The 16359-nt window shown below is 53.2% G+C and carries 16 protein-coding genes and 1 tRNA gene; 10 read left to right on the forward strand and 7 right to left on the reverse strand.

The genetic code is table 11. The features are described 5' to 3' along the window. Positions 1 to 65 precede the first annotated feature (65 nt). The 10 genes from HX793_RS22225 (at position 66) to HX793_RS22270 (ending at position 10470) form a co-directional block, all read left to right on the forward strand. Positions 66 to 593 (forward strand): sigma-70 family RNA polymerase sigma factor, encoded by a 528-nt coding sequence (locus HX793_RS22225; RefSeq protein ID WP_016979236.1) that lies wholly within the window; start codon positions 66 to 68, stop codon positions 591 to 593. After that, positions 586 to 1527, forward strand: coding sequence for a FecR family protein (locus tag HX793_RS22230; RefSeq protein ID WP_177095760.1), 942 nt, complete (start codon positions 586 to 588; stop codon positions 1525 to 1527). Before HX793_RS22225 ends, HX793_RS22230 begins: the two co-directional genes overlap by 8 nt. A 94-nt stretch (positions 1528 to 1621) precedes the next feature. Further along, positions 1622 to 4360 carry a TonB-dependent receptor gene (locus HX793_RS22235; protein WP_177095762.1) on the forward strand — a complete coding sequence of 913 codons (2739 nt, stop codon included), beginning with the start codon at positions 1622 to 1624 and terminating at the stop codon, positions 4358 to 4360. A 72-nt stretch (positions 4361 to 4432) separates the two neighbouring features. Next, on the forward strand, positions 4433 to 5227 hold the full coding sequence (locus HX793_RS22240) for an energy transducer TonB family protein (RefSeq protein WP_016979233.1): 795 nt from the start codon (positions 4433 to 4435) through the stop codon (positions 5225 to 5227). Between the two features lie 215 nt (positions 5228 to 5442). After that, entirely contained in the window at positions 5443 to 5769 is a 327-nt protein-coding gene (locus HX793_RS22245; RefSeq protein ID WP_016979232.1) for a helix-turn-helix domain-containing protein, read from the forward strand. A gap of 124 nt (positions 5770 to 5893) precedes the next feature. Continuing rightward, positions 5894 to 6472 carry a DUF4337 domain-containing protein gene (locus tag HX793_RS22250; RefSeq protein ID WP_177052348.1) on the forward strand — a complete coding sequence of 193 codons (579 nt, stop codon included), beginning with the start codon at positions 5894 to 5896 and terminating at the stop codon, positions 6470 to 6472. A gap of 70 nt (positions 6473 to 6542) precedes the next feature. Further along, complete coding sequence (locus HX793_RS22255) at positions 6543 to 7202, forward strand: M24 family metallopeptidase (RefSeq protein WP_177052349.1); 660 nt, start codon at positions 6543 to 6545, stop codon at positions 7200 to 7202. Between the two features lie 9 nt (positions 7203 to 7211). Beyond that, positions 7212 to 7565 carry a gamma-glutamylcyclotransferase family protein gene (locus HX793_RS22260; protein WP_177062622.1) on the forward strand — a complete coding sequence of 118 codons (354 nt, stop codon included), beginning with the start codon at positions 7212 to 7214 and terminating at the stop codon, positions 7563 to 7565. Positions 7566 to 7783: 218 nt separating this feature from the next. After that, positions 7784 to 9316 carry a site-specific integrase gene (locus HX793_RS22265; protein WP_178905537.1) on the forward strand — a complete coding sequence of 511 codons (1533 nt, stop codon included), beginning with the start codon at positions 7784 to 7786 and terminating at the stop codon, positions 9314 to 9316. An 842-nt stretch (positions 9317 to 10158) separates the two neighbouring features. Next, positions 10159 to 10470: a hypothetical protein gene (locus tag HX793_RS22270; RefSeq protein ID WP_178905538.1), complete on the forward strand. Its 312-nt coding sequence runs from the start codon at positions 10159 to 10161 to the stop codon at positions 10468 to 10470. Between the two features lie 321 nt (positions 10471 to 10791). On the opposite strand, the gene HX793_RS22275 is transcribed toward HX793_RS22270, so the two are convergent. The 7 genes from HX793_RS22275 to HX793_RS22305 all read right to left on the reverse strand — a co-directional run bounded on the left by HX793_RS22275 (position 10792) and on the right by HX793_RS22305 (position 16045). Then, on the reverse strand, positions 10792 to 11346 hold the full coding sequence (locus tag HX793_RS22275; protein WP_178905539.1) for a tyrosine-type recombinase/integrase: 555 nt from the start codon (positions 11344 to 11346) through the stop codon (positions 10792 to 10794). Between the two features lie 733 nt (positions 11347 to 12079). Further along, on the reverse strand, positions 12080 to 12541 hold the full coding sequence (locus HX793_RS22280) for a hypothetical protein (protein WP_178905540.1): 462 nt from the start codon (positions 12539 to 12541) through the stop codon (positions 12080 to 12082). A gap of 426 nt (positions 12542 to 12967) precedes the next feature. Beyond that, the gene (locus tag HX793_RS22285) at positions 12968 to 13444 is read right to left on the reverse strand and encodes a hypothetical protein (protein WP_178905541.1); all 477 of its coding nucleotides are present in this window, start codon (positions 13442 to 13444) and stop codon (positions 12968 to 12970) included. Continuing rightward, a complete protein-coding gene (locus tag HX793_RS22290; protein ID WP_178905542.1) occupies positions 13437 to 13634 on the reverse strand; it encodes a hypothetical protein in 198 nt (65 codons plus the stop codon). The genes HX793_RS22285 and HX793_RS22290 overlap by 8 nt, the downstream gene beginning before the upstream one ends. A gap of 888 nt (positions 13635 to 14522) precedes the next feature. Beyond that, positions 14523 to 15308, reverse strand: a complete 786-nt coding sequence (locus tag HX793_RS22295) for a hypothetical protein (protein ID WP_178905543.1) — start codon at positions 15306 to 15308, stop codon at positions 14523 to 14525. Positions 15309 to 15325: 17 nt separating this feature from the next. Continuing rightward, positions 15326 to 15706 (reverse strand): Rap1a/Tai family immunity protein, encoded by a 381-nt coding sequence (locus tag HX793_RS22300; RefSeq protein ID WP_178905544.1) that lies wholly within the window; start codon positions 15704 to 15706, stop codon positions 15326 to 15328. 249 nt (positions 15707 to 15955) lie between these two features. Further along, a tRNA-Ser gene (locus HX793_RS22305) sits at positions 15956 to 16045 on the reverse strand. Positions 16046 to 16359: the final 314 nt, after the last annotated feature.

The following is a 16359-nucleotide window of genomic DNA, read 5'->3' on the forward strand; positions in this document are numbered from 1 at the left end:
ATAATTACTCTCAATTAAATTAACGTCGCGGCGCTCCAGGCTCTGATCTCTTTTCGAGTTTCGCTGTGACCGACAACGCCGCCAGGCTGCAACTCTACCTCGACCATCGCCCCGCACTGATCAACTACGCCAAGGTTGTGGTGGGCGACCACGCACGCGCTGAAGATGTGGTGCAAGACGCGTTCCTGCGCTTTTGCGGCAACACGGATGACCCGGTCGAGCAACCGCTGGCCTACCTTTACAGAATCGTACGTAACCTGGCGCTGGACGCCGTGCGCCGCCAGGCCACCGAGAAACGCCAGCAGAAAATGCCCGCGCAATGGATGCGTCCCGGCCAGGAGTTGTCGCCGGAACAGCGGGTGGTACATGGCGACGACGCCAGCCGCATCGCCGCGACCCTGGCCAACCTGCCGGAACAAATGCGCATCGCCGTAGAGATGCATCGCCTCGGTGGTTTCACGTTGCAGCAAACCGCCGATCATCTCAATATTTCGCTTTCCACCGCCCATCGCCTGGTCAAGGACGCCATCGTTCAGCTGGCTTCGAGCGTCGCCACCCAGGGCGCGCACAGTAAGGAACGCCCGTATGCATGATGCCCACCCGCCCAGGAATGTCTCGGCACGCAGCCTCGAAGACGCCGGCCAGTGGTTGCTTGACCTGCAAGCCCAACCCGAACGCTTCGAGGAATTCGACCGCTGGCTGCACAGTGACAACGAGCATTTCGAAGCTTGGGCACAGGTCAATCGAGCCATGGATGCACTGGACGAACAAGCGCCCACGACCCAGGAACACTGGCCACGCGCGACGCGTTCACGCCTGCCCTGGCTGGCGGCTGCGTGTATCAGCGCCTTCGCGGTAGGCGCAGCGCTGGTAGCCAACCCTGTCTGGCGCGCGGATTACAGCACTGCCACCGCCGAAACCCGCGAGATCACCCTGAGCGACGGCAGCCGCCTGACGCTGGCACCGCAAAGCGCGATCAACGTGAGCTTTAACGGCCCTCTGCGCCAAGTCACGCTGATGCAGGGCGAGGTGTTTTTCGATGTCGTCCATGATGCGCAAAAACCTTTCGAAGTGCGCAGCGACGAAACCGTGGTACGCGTGCTGGGCACCGCCTTCGATGTGGCCCGCCGCGAAGGCGGCCTGGCCGTGGAAGTGCGTGACGGCACCGTGGGTGTGAACAAAGCGTATCGACTCACGGCCGGGCAACGACTGTGGCTCGACCGCCAAAGCGGCAAGGCCACGCAATCGTCAGTGGCGCCCTCGGAGGTCGCGGGCTGGATCAATGGCGCGCAATTCTTTGAGAACGTCAGCGTTGCCCAGGTCGTCGAGCAACTGGAGCGCTACCAGCGGGGCTGGATCGTGATCAACGACCCGGCCCTGGCGAACAAGCGAGTGACCGGCCTCTACGACATGCGCGATACCCGGCGTGCGCTACAGGCGTTGGTTGCGCCGATTGGCGGTGAGGTGCACGAGTACTCGCCGTTCCTCATGGTCATCGGCCACAAAAAAACGATTGTAGAAAAATAAATACAGTGTCCTGAAAAAAACCGCGCTGGTGTTCGTCTTTGTAGCTCCTTGTATTGCGAATGAATCGTAATACCAAACACTAAGGCGACGAAACATGGGTCACCGATCACCTGCACCGTTGGCATTGGCCATCCTCTGTGCTGCTATCCACAGCGCGATTTTCCAGCCGTCCCAGGCATTGGCCGCAGAGGCCAGCGGCGCGCCGAGTGATCAGGCGACGCGTTTCTTCGACATTCCTGCGCAACCGCTGACCACCGCACTCAGCGCATTCGCCCGCCAGGCCAACCTGCAACTGGGCCTGGAAGCCGGGCTAGTGGATGGACTGCAAGCCTCAGCCTTGCGCGGCAACTTCACCCAGGAGCAAGCCCTGCAACGCCTGCTCGGCAATGCACCGGTGAACTGGAAAATCGACAACCAACGCAGCTTGATTCTCAGCCGTCGCGATGGCGCCAATGCAGGGATCAACGACCTCGACGATTCCGAAATGCTCGGTCCCGTGACCATCAAGGGCGGCGAGACCAGCCGCTTGACCGGTGCAGCCGCGCAGGTCTACACCAAGGCCGGCTCCAGCGTGTTCATCTCGGGCGAGACCATCAACCGTTTCCGTGGCTCCTCCCCCGCCGATATCCTCAAGGGTGTGCCCGGCGTACAAACCGGCGATGCCCGCAATGGAGGCGCGCTGGACGTGAACATCCGAGGTATCCAGGGCCAAAGCCGAGTGCCGGTGACCATCGACGGCAGCCAGCAGGCCATCGATGCCTACCGTGGCTACAGCGGCATGCAACAGCGCAGCTATATCGACCCCGACCTGATCAGCGAAATCAGCGTGGACAAAGGCCCCAGTCTCGGCGCCGACGCGGCGGGCGCCATTGGCGGCATGGTCAAGATGAAGACCTTGCAACCCAAAGACATCCTCAAGGACGGCGAAACCTACGGCGTGCGCCTCAAGGGTGACTTGTCGAGCAACAGCGTGGTTGCACCCGGCACCTACAAGGCCACGCCGCACCATGGCAGCAATGGCCTGGGCGGTTCCCCTGCGCATTCCGGCAGCGTGGCATTCGCCAGCACCGGCGAGACGGTGGATTTCGTCGCGGCCTATTCCCAGCGCCAAAGCGGCAACTATTACGCGGGTAAAAAGGGCTTCAAGAAGTACCAGGTGTTTCAGCAAGTGCGTAAATACGACCCGAAAACCAGGAAGTACATCTATGTCACCCAAGAGGCCAACACCGCCGCCAAATTCTTCAAGCCCGACAGCGAAGTGTTCAACACCTCGAGCGACGCGGAGTCGGTACTGCTCAAGGCGATCCTCAAGCCGGCGACGGACCAGAAACTGGAGCTGACCTACCGCTACACCGATGGCCACTATGGCGAAGTGATGCCCTCGCAGATCATCCGCAATACCAGCGGCAGCGTGCCGCAATGGGACCCGGGCAGCATGCGCATCAACGCGTACACCGCGCGCTATACCTACAAGCCCGAAGACAACCCGCTAATCGATTTGAGCGCCAACGTCTGGGCCACCAAAGCCCAGAGCGAAGCCTTCAACGGTTTGGTAACGGTGACGCCACTCTACGGCCATGAAGACGATGCCGACCCGCTCGGCGATACCTACAAGGACGCCCTGCGCAACCGCACCAAGGACAAACGCTGGGGCGTGGACCTGAGCAACACCTCGCGTTTCGACACCCGCGCCGGCAAGTTCGCCTGGACCTACGGCGGCTCTTACCAGACCGAAAACCTGGGCCCCGATGACAACTCGCCGGTGCTGCTGTCGGACCTGCAAAAGAACCGCTTCATCCGCAGTGGCGAACGTGAAGAAAGCAGCCTGGTGACGTCGCTTGAATGGTCACCGATCAAGCGCCTGACACTGACGGCGGGTGGACGCTACAGCGAATTCAGCAGCAAGGACCACAACCGCAAGGCCAGCCCCGCCACGTTCGGCCCGGACCGCAAACCGACCAGCTACACCTTCGCGCCGCCCATTGAACGGCAGGACCAGGCCTTCGCACCGTCCTTCGGCGCAAAGCTGAACCTGACCGACAACAGCTTCGTCTACCTCAACTACAACGAAGGCGTGCGCATGCCGAGCCTGTTCGAGTCGACCCTGGGCCTGTTCACGGCCGCCGTGCCGACCGATGGCATCAAGCCCGAGCGCAGCAAGAATTGGGAATTCGGCGCCAGCACCTTGCAAAACAGCGTACTGGTTGACGGCGACACCGCCGCCGCCAAACTCGCCTATTTCAACAACAAGATCGAAAACTACATCACCCGTGACTACACCGACATCTTTGCCGGCAACCTGCAGAACGTCGACAGCTTCACGGTCAAGGGTATCGAGCTGCAAACCAGCTATGACATGGGCCGGGTGTTCACCGACATCTCCGCCACCTATTACCTGAATGCCAAGACCTGCGCGCCGGACATCGCGAAGAAACTACGCGAAGAAGACAACCCTTCCACACCCAATTGTGTGGACGGCGGCTTCCCGGGCTCCTACACCAACACCCAGAACCCACCCAAATACTCTGTAAACACCACTCTGGGCAGCCGCTGGTTTGACAACCGCCTCGTCCTCGGCGGACGCATGGTCTACAACAGCGCACCCACCGCCAAACTGGACAAGTCCTGGAACAACGGCATCACCACGAACCAGATGTACTACCGCAAGTCAGCGATCTACGACCTGTTCGCCAGTTTCGAAATCGTCAAAGGCACCCAGCTGGATTTCTCGGTACAGAACCTCACCAACGTCTATTACCTGGACCCACTGGCCCAAAGCTTCATGCCCGCGCCAGGGCGAACGTTGCGCACGGGGCTGACCGTCAAGTTCTGATATTACCGTTGAGTTGAATCGCGGGATGCCCTTTTGGCATCCCGTTTTACGTTGATCCCTATTGATGAACCCATGATTCCCAAGACAGCCCCGGACTACCTCAATCCACCGCGCAAGGCCCTGTGGAGTGTTGCCACGCTGATCACCCTGAGCGTCTATGCAGGCCTTATCGCATGGTGGCTGCATACGCCCAGCGTGACAGTCGCCGAAGCCGCCCCCGCAGCGATGATGATCGAATTGGCCGCCGCCCCCGTGGCCCAGGTGGTGGAAGAAGACCTGCAAGTGGCGCCAGATAAAGTGGTGCAGAAACAGCTGAATACGCCGTCGGAAAAACCGCCAAGGGAAGTGCCCAGGAAAATAGTCGCCGCAACTCGGCCGAGTATGGCGAAAACCGCGACGTCCCCGCTTCAGGACACTGCCCGAGGCACTTACTCGTCCGCACCGAATCACGCTGCCGAGTTCGAGACCGCGCCAAAAAAACAGGACGAACAACCGGCACCTTCCACCACCACAGCACCGCCCAAACTGGACACGCACACGGCCGACACCACCGCCGCCAATCAATCTTCACGCGGTGCGGCCGACCCGGCGCAAAAGGTGCAATGGGAAGCCGAACTGCTGGCCCACCTGGAACGGTACAAGCGTTATCCGCAAAACGCCCGCGATCGAGGCGACCGGGGCGTGGCGTATCTGCGCTTCGAGATCGACAGCAACGGCAAGGTGCTCAGCGCCAGCATCGTGCGCTCGGCCGGTTTTACCGAACTGGACACTGCAACGCTGGACATGATCAACCGTGCGTCCCCTGTTCCGCGCCCGCCGGAGGGAAGCAAGACGCGGTTTACGGTGCCGGTGGTCTTTGCAAAGTGAAAGCAAAGTGAAGCCAACGTGAGGACGAAGTGAGGGCAGAGTGAGCGTTGTTTGCAAAGAGAGAATTACATGCAGCAACAGCTTTTGATCAATCGCCCTCGGAGCCTACGCTAACGTCAGGAGGCGCCGGGCGTGAGGTATTCCGAAAAAGCCCGAAAAAACTAATAAAAGACTTATAAAAAAATAAGCTTTGAATAAGCCTTCAAGGGGAAATCTTGAATAGCACATCACCCCACGTTCAGTTCATCAATGACACCGAAGGGAAACCCGTTTTTGTAGTGATTCCCTATGCCCAATATTTCGCAATGCAAGGTCGTGGGCACCTTATTCCTCATCAAGTTGTCAGCCTGATTGTCGACGGTTTACCTCCCGTCCGTGCCTGGCGCGAGTACCTCAACCTGACGCAAAAAGAAGCCGCTGAACGCCTGGGGATTTCCCAATCTGCGTTTGCCCAACAAGAGACGGTGAAAAAACTTCGCCGGGCAACGCGAGAGAAAATAGCCAAGGCATTCGGCATCAACGCTCTTCAGTTGGAGCTATAGGGTCACTCTGCGAAGTCCGCCACCTCAGTCCGTGCGTCCACATGCCCGCCAGCGTTACGTACAGGATTGAGACAGCTTCATTGGTAAAGAATCAGACTCCCTCATTCCCTTCACAGACGCCCCCATGTCCGAAGCCTTCGAAGTCCCCAGCCCCCACGAAAAACACATCGAGCACACCACCGAACATGCCCACGGCCGCGGCGATAATTTCGCCAGCCGTATCGCCGTGATGACCGCCCTTATGGCCACCCTCGGCGCGATGCTCAGCTACCAGGCCGGCTCGACCGAAAGCGAAGCGGCGATGGACAAGAACAACGCCGCCATCTTCAAGACCGAAGCGGCCAACCAATGGAACTACTACCAGGCCAAGTCCAGCCGGCAAAACCTCGCGGAACTGGCCACTCACATTCCCGGTGTGGACGCGGTGCATTACAAGGAAGAAATCGAGCGCTACAAGAACCAGAAGGAAGACGTGCGCAAACAGGCCGAGAAGCTTGAAGCCACGTCAAAGGAATGGGATGAAAAATCGGAACAGGCGCTGCACCAGCATCATCGCTGGGCCCAGGCAATGACCGCGATTCAGATCGCGATTTCGTTGGCAGCGATTACCTTGCTGACGCGGCGGGAATGGTTGAAGCGGATGTCGTATGCGGCAGGCGGTATGGCAGTGGTGTTGGGTGGACTGGCCTGGCTGCATTTCTAGCAAATTCCCTTCGGTACCCCGCCCTATCGCTATATAGTAAATAGCACAACGAAAATCAAGGAGATTACCGGTGTCCGCACAACTCAAGGAAGCCGTGGGCGCCGCCTACAGCATCGACTCCATGCGCTACGCCCAGGCCATGACCTGGCAAGCCATCGAACAACTGGCCCATCGCATCCGTCCCGGCATGCGCGAATCCGAAGCCCGCGACCTCGGCAAGCAAGTCCTCACCGAGCTCGACATGCAGCGCATCTGGCACCCACTGCTGGTGCGCTTTGGCGCCAACACCCTCAAGACCTTCAAACAACGCTCCGACGGCGACCCGGTGCTGGGCGACGATGACATCTTCTTCATCGACATGGGCGCCGTCTGGCAAGGCCACGAAGGCGACGCCGGCGCCACCTTCGCCACCGGCAACGATCCAGACATGCTCGCCTGCGCCAGCGCCGCCAAAGAGCTGTTCGACCGCGTACAAGCGCGCTGGAAAAACGACCAGGTCGTCGGCCTCGAGCTTTACCGCTACGCCGAAGCACAAGCCCAGGCCATGGGCTGGCAACTCAACCTCGACATCAAGGGCCACCGCGTCAGCGACTTCCCCCACGCCATCCACCGCGGCGGCGACCTGGGTGATTTCGAGCACTACCCGAATGCCGGGCTATGGATCCTCGAAATCCAGATCGCCCACCCGAGCAAACCCTACGGTGCTTTCTACGAAGACCTCCTCGCTTAAGGAACTGCAATGAACCGCTCCACCGAACACCCCGTGCTGTTGTTTTCCTACGGCACGCTGCAAGACAAATCCGTACAACTGGCCAACTTCGGCCGCGAACTGACCGGCCAGCAGGACGCGATGCTGGGTTACTCGCAGAGCTGGGTAGAAATCACTGACCCGGACGTGCTGGCTAGCAGTGGCAAGACACATCATCCGATTGTGGCGCCGAGTACGCAGGCAGACGCCAGGGTTGAGGGGATGGTGTTTCAGATTACCGAGCAGGAACTGGCAGCAGCGGATGCGTATGAGGTGGCGGACTACAAGCGGGTGGAGGTGGGATTGGCTTCGGGGATGAGGGCTTGGGTGTACGTGCAGGCCTGAAGCGTTGAGCTTGCTGCCTAACCCCTGAAACAACAAAACCCCTGGCTTCTCTCGAAACCAGGGGTTTTGTTTACATCGAATTTGGCGGTGAAGGAGAGATTCGAATTTAACAGCCCTTTCGACCAGCAAAGCCCATACCTAGGGGCTTTCAGCGTGCATAGTAGTACAATTGAGTAGTACAATCAGCTGTACCACTCCCCCCACTTCACGGCACTCCAATGGCAGACAACCTGATTCAAAAGAAAGGTGAATCCACATGGTACGTGCGACTGGCAGTGCCTGTGGATGTGCAGAAAACCATTGGTTGTAAGGTACTGATTCAGTCATTGAAGACGGGACTCCGCAAGGAAGCAATGGATGCACGCCTACCCTATCTCACCCAGTGGAAGGCGGAATTTGCAGCAGCCAGAACTGAGGCACAGATTCGCAAAGAGAACTGGCGCCCTGAGCTTGCACAATGGGGTCAAGAAATCGACAACCATATTGGTGCACGCTTTATGGCTGTTATGAGGAATCCCTCCAAGAAAATTAACGAGCTTACGCCGGAGGAAAATGCAGCTGGTAGGGAGAAAACTCTCGTTGAACTCTACGCTTCGGCAAACCGGTTGGAAGCTCTCGGAGTACCGGGCGTTGTCGCCCTGCTAGAACGTAGTCGTGCACAAATGCCTCCTACTGCCATAGAGCGTGTGCAACATTCTGCCGATGTCATGCGCGAACTCATGACACTTACGACCTCATCGCACTATGACCTGAGTCCGACTGAGACAGCAGAGGCGCAGGCGATAGCGCTAGACCCAGCCGTCCACAAGCCAAAGTCACCCATCACCCCCGCGCGCGTGAAAACCTATCGAGAGTTTAGGGAAAGTCGCGGTGGTGCTCCGAAACACGTCGATCAGCAAGTGGGGAAAATGGAGCGGTTGTCGGATTTCCTCAAGAAAGAGGGATTGCCGCTCAACTTCGACACGGTGGACGAATGGTTGAAATCTCTGGATCGTGCTCCAGCTACGTTAGGTCAGTACCTCATGGCTGGCACTGCGTTCTGGAAGTGGGCGATCAAGTACGATGCGGCTTGGCGTGAAGAATACAAGGACAAGGTGAATCCATTCATTGGCCACGATCTGCCACAGGGCGGAGGCTCCGAGACAGCGGGCAAAGACAGGGAAATATACACGCGTGCTGATACCCTCAAGCTGCACCAAGCAGCTCTGGACAACGGGGATAAACCGCTTGCAGACCTCATCGCATTGGGCTGGTACACCGGGGCCAGGATCGAAGAATTATGTCGATTGAACAATGACAGCGTGATCACTGTTGACGGCATCCGCTGCTTCGACTTTCCGAAGAGCAAGAGCAAGGCGAGCAAGCGTGTGGTGCCAATCCATCCGAGCCTAACCACTACCATTGACCGCCTGTGCGAAGAAACTACTGATACCTTCCTAATCCCCACCAGCTCACACGACCACTACGGCAAACGCTCCCACGCGATATCCAAGGCGTTTGGCCGACTGCGTACAGCAGCAGGCTTCAGCAAGCTTCACGTCTTCCACAGCTTTCGACATACCGTGATCACTGAATTGGTCCGGGCAGATGTGCCGGATGCCTTGGCCAAGGAATTGGTTGGACATGAAACGGGCTCAGTGACACATGACGTTTATTCGAAGGGTGCGAGCACAGCACAGAAACTAGCAGCCATCTCCAAACTCCCTTCGCTGAAAACAGAGCTGTCTGCTGACGACGCAACGATATTATGATTGCCACGCGTTCCTGTGTGGATTGTGAGAAACGGTGTGGATCGATACTCAGTACATTTTGCGGGCATACGCTTTCTGTGTGAAAGCCCAACCCTGTATTTTTCAGAATCGAGAAATCAAGACGAATCCATATCTTGCGTGTACTGAATCCGATGAATATTAGTTTCGAGAGTTTAACCGTCCGACCTTTTGCACAAAGGTGGGTGCTCAAGGTTCTGGCAAATCCGTAGGGATTGCGTTTGATGGTCGGCGGGTAGCCTGAGACTGCGTGAGAGCGTGCGTAGAAAGGTTCTACCGAGTGGTGATGGTGCCGGATCAAACTACCGGGTAATCTCAGCCAAACTCATCACCACAAGGATTGAAGATGTCAGGACAGCCAAGCACGGCGAGTCAACTCATCATGATGCACAACGAAGCAGCGACTAAATTCGACTACTTCATTCTGGGTGTGACGCTAGCAATCTGTGCCTACCTCGCCCAAACCAACCCATACGCTCCACTCGATACCAATAAAGAGACGTTCCTACTAGGTAGCTTGTTGGTGTTCGCGGCAAGTGCCATCTGTGGGTTCAAGCGTATTGAGTCCAGCATTGCAATGCTAAGGATGAATGCCGACGTGTTAAAGGAACCAAACCCAGTGATTAGGGAAAAGCTTCTAAATCATCTTAGAAACAGTCGAGAGTCACACCGCTGGTATGTAGCTCGTAATCATCTATTGCTCACTGGGCTGTCGTGTTATGTCGTCACTAAGGTGTGGGCTGCCTATCAGCACACTGGCTGGATAATGATATCGTGATTTTAGGGCATTATTACACCCATGACCCAAGATAAGGAGATGCCGAGTGAAAGACATGAATGAAGACTTCGTGAACAGCGAATACCATTACAGTGTTGGTGAGGGTGATCTGATGGTTGCGGAGGTTGAAATCCCTAAAGAAGTGCAATTCGATCCAGTTTACCTAATGGACATGGTGGTCAAGCAGATTACCGACGACCTCAAGCAACAGGGTAAAATAGTCAAGCGTGCTGATCAGCCTTTTGTCGATGTAAAAAACTCCTCGGTGTTAGATATATTTGTCACTGGACCATTCGATCCTTTCACTCTGAAAGCCTGTGACGCAGCCGACCTAATATCCCCGTTAAAAGATTCGTAGAGCTTGGAGTGATTGTTTGTTTCGGTAGCCGTTGACCACGTCACCACGCCCACACAATCCCCTGAAATTCAGAATGAGCAATCTGCCGAATTCTCCTGTGCGCGTGGTGCTGAAATCCGTAGTCGGTGCTGGATGTAGGTCTGATGAGTTTAACGCCCTAGCTCTTATGGCAGACCACCCAGTCCAACAAATTCAGAATCCGGCGAGGTGGTCGGGATGCCGTCTGATCCTGCGTAGGATCGCGCACAGGAAGCGCTAGGTGAATACTAGTAGCAGCACGCACTCATTCTTTATCGTTGCTTACAGAAGCTCTGGCTAAAATCAGAATACAAACTCATGGTACATCGCTGCTACTTCTGCACGCGTGATACCGATGTACGCCATTGTTACCGCTGGACTGGAATGGTTCAGTGTCTTGCAGATCATCTCGATTGAAACACCACCGTTGTACATCAACCAACCACGAGTCTTACGCATTGAGTGCGTACCTAGTTGAAGACTCATCTCATCACCCACGGCTTTGAATGCAGCGCCTACTGCAACGCGGCTGACAGCCTTTCCCTTCGCCCGGTTGCTATCCACTTGAAATAGGAACGTGTGCGTTGGGTGTGCCTTCCTGCGACGCTCGATGATCGCCTTGGCGGAACTATTCAAATCAATGTACCGGGTCTTACCGGTCTTGCTCTCTTTGATCGTCAGGATGTCGCCTTTCACATCGTCGAAGGTCAGGCTGAGCAAGTCACTGATACGGAGTGCAGTGTTCACGCCGAAGCGCCAGATGTCCGCATAAAGAGGATTGCCCTTGGCGTTGAGTGAAAGCTTGCGGGAGATTGTCTCTGCTTCGCCGGTTGTCTTCACTGCTTCAACAATGTTCATCTAATTTGCACTCCGTGTGATTCTCACTCGATATGTAAATTAGATCATAGGCCACTAGGCTATAGCAATGTTTTTAAAGGGCTGGCTTATTTTCACAATAGCATTGTGTCAATTAGAGCCATTGCTCACGACTACCACGATTGTGATTTCTACCGATGTGCTGGTGATGGGGCTAAGGGCTAAGGGCTAAGGGCTTAGGGAACTTTGAATATAGAATCCTTTACAAAATCATAACCTTGTACAGAAATTCAGATTGGGAAGCGCGGTGATGTCTGCTAACGATGATTTGATTACTTGGAACACCCGGTGGCGCCTACACAATGGCGTAGTGTCCTGCAAGTCATGCAGAGCATCGCAAGAGGAATCAGATAAGGATGCCTTGTTTGATCATCAGGCTGGCTGTGGGTATGCAGGGCAAGGCTCACGGCCTTAGGATGATCTGGACCGTATCACCTCCGCGTTCAGAGTGCCGAAAGGCTGAGAAAGTCGAACCAAGCAAACGTGAGTTGAGAGGTGTTAACGCCCTTTTGCTTGAAATGGCGTCGTTTTCATCCGCATTCCAACGCACGTCAGGGGAATTGGAGGGGAAAGCAATCGAGCTTAACTAGGGAAGAGCTAGAGGCCACTAGAAATCAGGGTTGTAGCTGGATTTTGCATAACAAGCTGTTACACCAAGGGCCAAGGTGATCCTGTTGCCTTACCTGATTTCAACCCTGTTGTAAGGTGGTGGTCATCACACCGGAACCAGCATGGCTTTATTTAACAACGACCAACGTCTGATTCGGATGTCACCAAAGACCATATGAAGGTCATGCGGTTTCTGTTTCTCGATTGCGCTTGCAATTGTGTACGGCTTCAGTCCTACAAGCTTCTTGCTCATGACGTTCATGGTTGATGTAAACGACTCGTCAACAATTTCTTTCAAGCCATCTGACCGGGCTGTGGTCAGGATCATTAGGTACGCTTGCAATGTCTTGTCACCCCTGCCATTTCCAGCCTTGGTCTGGATACGAACCAAGAAAGGTTGATCAGGGAATTGTTTACGCAAGGATTGCAGAAATGGTTCCTTGTCAGTCAGCAATCGGTTGCTCAACGTAAGGTCGTCATAGAACACTGAATACTGGTGTGACCACTGATGTTCTCTGAGTAGTGATAGGTACTTCCTCTTTGTCTTGTCTTGACTCGTTTCGCTCATTCCTTTCCTCCTTCCCTCTAAGGTTAAATCTCTTAAATACATACTCTCAGACACAGCACTAGAACTCTCAAACCCTCCCTTTCCTAGCAAACTACTAAACGACTGCTAAGGTTGGCTGGTGATAAACCCCTGTAAACATTGGGTCATAACGACTTTTTCAGGTCAAATACAGAAAATTACTAGTGCGGCGATTTTCGCATTACTAGTGCGGTTATTTCAACCCCATTTCTGGATCATTTACCACCCCGTTTTGTGGTGATGAACCAACCATGCTCGCGATGAACACTCACACCACACGGACACCTTTCAGCAACGCACACAAAAGCCCCGTACAGTGTTGTTACACTGCCGGAGCCGTAGCGGTATTACTTTCCATTGTGAGGTGCTCAGGAGTGACTGTAGGAGCTTACAGCGGGTGTTGCTAGATCAGTCTGGAACTACCAGTTCACCGAACGTGTCATTCACCTCCTTTTCAATGTCAGTCATTCGTTTTTTGTGGGCATCTTCGATTTTCTTTTTCTCTTTCAACTGTGCAGCTTGAAGCAACTGTGCAGTTAGTAGGTCTTTGTATTTCTGATGTTCACGCTCCAAGTCGGCGATGTACTCTTGCTTCACTTGAGAATCAAGCGCTTGGCATTCGTCAATTTTAATGGAGTCAGGCTTATCCATACGACACCAATAGCTGCCATGACCAAAAGAGACCGGATACTTCAGATTTAGCGTGTAACCCTTATCATGATGATCAATTACACTGGTCAAGAATTGAACTGGTATTTCTCCCCGTACGAACGCAGTGGATTCATCAGTCTGCTCATAAACAATATGTCGTGCTGCTTGCAGCTCCTTCAAAAGTTTCTCGTCAAACTGTGGTGGTACGCCCTTGATGGTAATTTTATCAGTCATTTTGTTTTTCCTTCTTTTGTCGAATGTGATTGACCATCAACTGAATGATGGCGGTTTGGTATTGTTCGTCACTTGATTGTTTAATGGTGGTACTGACAGTGGTGGTTGTTACACTCTGTTTTGATTGTTGATCTTTGCGTCGTGCAGATGCCCGCATAATTCCACGAGCGAAGTAATCCAGACTACTCATGTGCTTTCAACTTTTTGGTTTGGTTTAATTTATTATTCACTTGGGTTAGCATTGATTGAATACAGTGTGTCGCATTCGTATACCCAGTGTGGGCCATGATCAACTTGAGTTGATGCTCAGCTTGTTCGTTTAAGAATATTCGCATTAGATACACTCACTTTGCACAACACGATCAACAACAAATTTGTTGAATGATACGCCAGCAACAGATGCAGCTTTGGTAATAGCAGCATGGTTGATAACACTGAACATGATTCGTTCTGGAATCAAAGTGACTCGCGACTGCCTCCAATACTTTGCACGACAAGCAGCATTACAAGTTGTGGTCTGTGGACGCCGGTTAATGAGTGGTGAATTGCAAGCGCGACAATGGGTAGTAAGCATAGGATGCTACCTCTGTTAGATAATTGGGTTAATGTTTAGTAGTGTTCGGTGAAGCTAATAAAAAACCCATACCGGTTAGGAGTATGGGTTTTTTGTTCAGGAGAGAGATTGTTGGAAGATCAGACCACAGTGCAACGCCGAGAAGGAATGGGCAAGGGTTGCATTAGAGGGAACCGCACCTGCTGGCTAAACAACTGAAAAGACGGCGTGATCTGATCAACTCCAATAAAGACATTATGACACAAATGAGAATAATTGTCAATACCGCAACAGGTGTTTTGAACACTTGCGTTCAACTATTTATTTGTATTCGGCTTTGCTGATTCTGCTCTTTAAAATTCACGAACGATAATTGTTCGGTCCTTTTCACGTTCCAGTTATCCGACTTAACTAAGCCTCTAACTCTTTCCAACTTATATCTCGGGCTAGGGATTCAGCCATCGTCGAAGTTGCTCACCCCTCGCGGCGCAGGGGCTGAGATTCCGTATACTTTTTGTGAAAATTTTAGCTCTTGCTAGGGGCGGTCTTCTCATTTGATTCCAGCTTGATGTGGTTTTTCATGAGCTGAAAAAAACGGTTACTTTCTGCTGTGATTGGCTTTACGCTGTAGAGCGTATCGTAATACCGTCCAACATTATCTTTGGCCATATTCAAGTCGAGTCCCGTGCTGTATTCATCCTCTAAGCGTTTGCGGAATTCCGCAGGAGGCATCTTGAGTTCGACAGCATCATGAGTCATTACGATAATCTTACTTAAAGATTCGCTCAGAGCTGGCTCAAAATAGATTGAGAACAGGGCAAACGTTCCGCCTAGCTCAACAATCAATTCTCTAAAGGTCGAATACAGCGCCGCTGCTTTGCTTCTGTACTCAAGATGCATATCCCAACTCGCTTTTTGCACTTGCTCATTCCCTTGTTTGAAAGCTATGTCTGAAACTGCAGCAGCCATTTCGCTATTGGATACATGAATTTGATAGATGCTAATCAGGTCAGTGATTTTGGCGACATCCACTACAGCTTTCTTGAAGGTATCCACCTTCAGCTTTTCTACTTCCTGTATTTGTAAGTATCGTTGTTGTGTCTGCCAGACATCAGACTTGTAAAGTTCAAGCTGTTTCGCATACTCGACTTTCACTTGCTCAATTTTACTAGTGATATCGGCTATATCTTCTTTAGTGGCTAGATTTTTGGCTTTCTCTCCGATGTAGCCGGGGAGATAGATTTTAATGAGCAACCCCCCGATAAAAATTAAAACCAACAACACCACATCAACTGCTAATGAGATATCCATTCATTAAGCTCCAATCATTACTTGCAAGGGTAAGCATCCTTAAATGCAGACCACACTAACACTGTGTTACTCTTATTCAATAACTTCGGGTTATCTTTTAAATACTTCACTACGATGCGCACCATCTGACCATTCGTCACACTATCGGGCATACAATATTTATCATCTTTCTTCAGAACGTCACTATAGAAGTAAACCATACTATTAACACCCTCCACAAAGCCAGCACACATCCCAACGCCAATTCGATCATAGTTTGGCTCTGAGTCTGCTAATTTTAAGTACTGCTGACATTGCCCCAGTAACTCGTTCCCATCGTACTTGCGGCCTGTAGCCTGAGCACCGCCACTCCCCAACATTCCAACAAGTGCAATCGCTAATGCTATCCATGCTTTCATGATGATTCTCTCGTCGTGTAATGGCACGATGGTATCGGGCTCCTAGGCTTGGTGCCAGATAGGCAAGAGCTCAGAATCAGACTAACGGCAGTATCGAGGATATGTACAGACGAAACGAAGGGAAACGGAACAGCGGAGGGATTGAGCGGGCGTGAGGAAATGCGGGGTAGGATAAGTAGTACAATTGAGTAGTACAACCAGAAACGAAAAAGCCCCGTAACTCATTGAATTACGGGGCTTTTCTTAATATGGCGGTGAAGGAGAGATTCGAACTCTCGATACAATTTCTTGTATACACACTTTCCAGGCGTGCTCCTTAAGCCACTCGGACACTTCACCGTATCTCGTCAAACCAGTTCAGTCTGTCGAGGCGCGCTAATGTAGTCGAAAGCCTTTCTGATGGCAAAGGTTTTTTTCAGAATATTCATGCGGTTAGCCCGTTATGCCGTTCAACGCCCGGCAAGGGGTGGTGATTGTGCCATTCTCAGGCATCGCCAGGATGGGTCTGGGGCGGCGATTGCGCCCTGCCCCAGGCTTTCCCAACGCCTGTGTGCGGGAAAAGTCTGACTGGGTAGTCAGTCACGGCGCTTTACCGGGGCGGACGTGGTGGGTAACGTCTGCGCATGCACTGCTATTAACAAGCCTTCTATAAC

This window comes from Pseudomonas reactans (assembly GCF_013387025.1).
In the GTDB taxonomy this organism is placed as follows: domain Bacteria; phylum Pseudomonadota; class Gammaproteobacteria; order Pseudomonadales; family Pseudomonadaceae; genus Aquipseudomonas; species Aquipseudomonas reactans.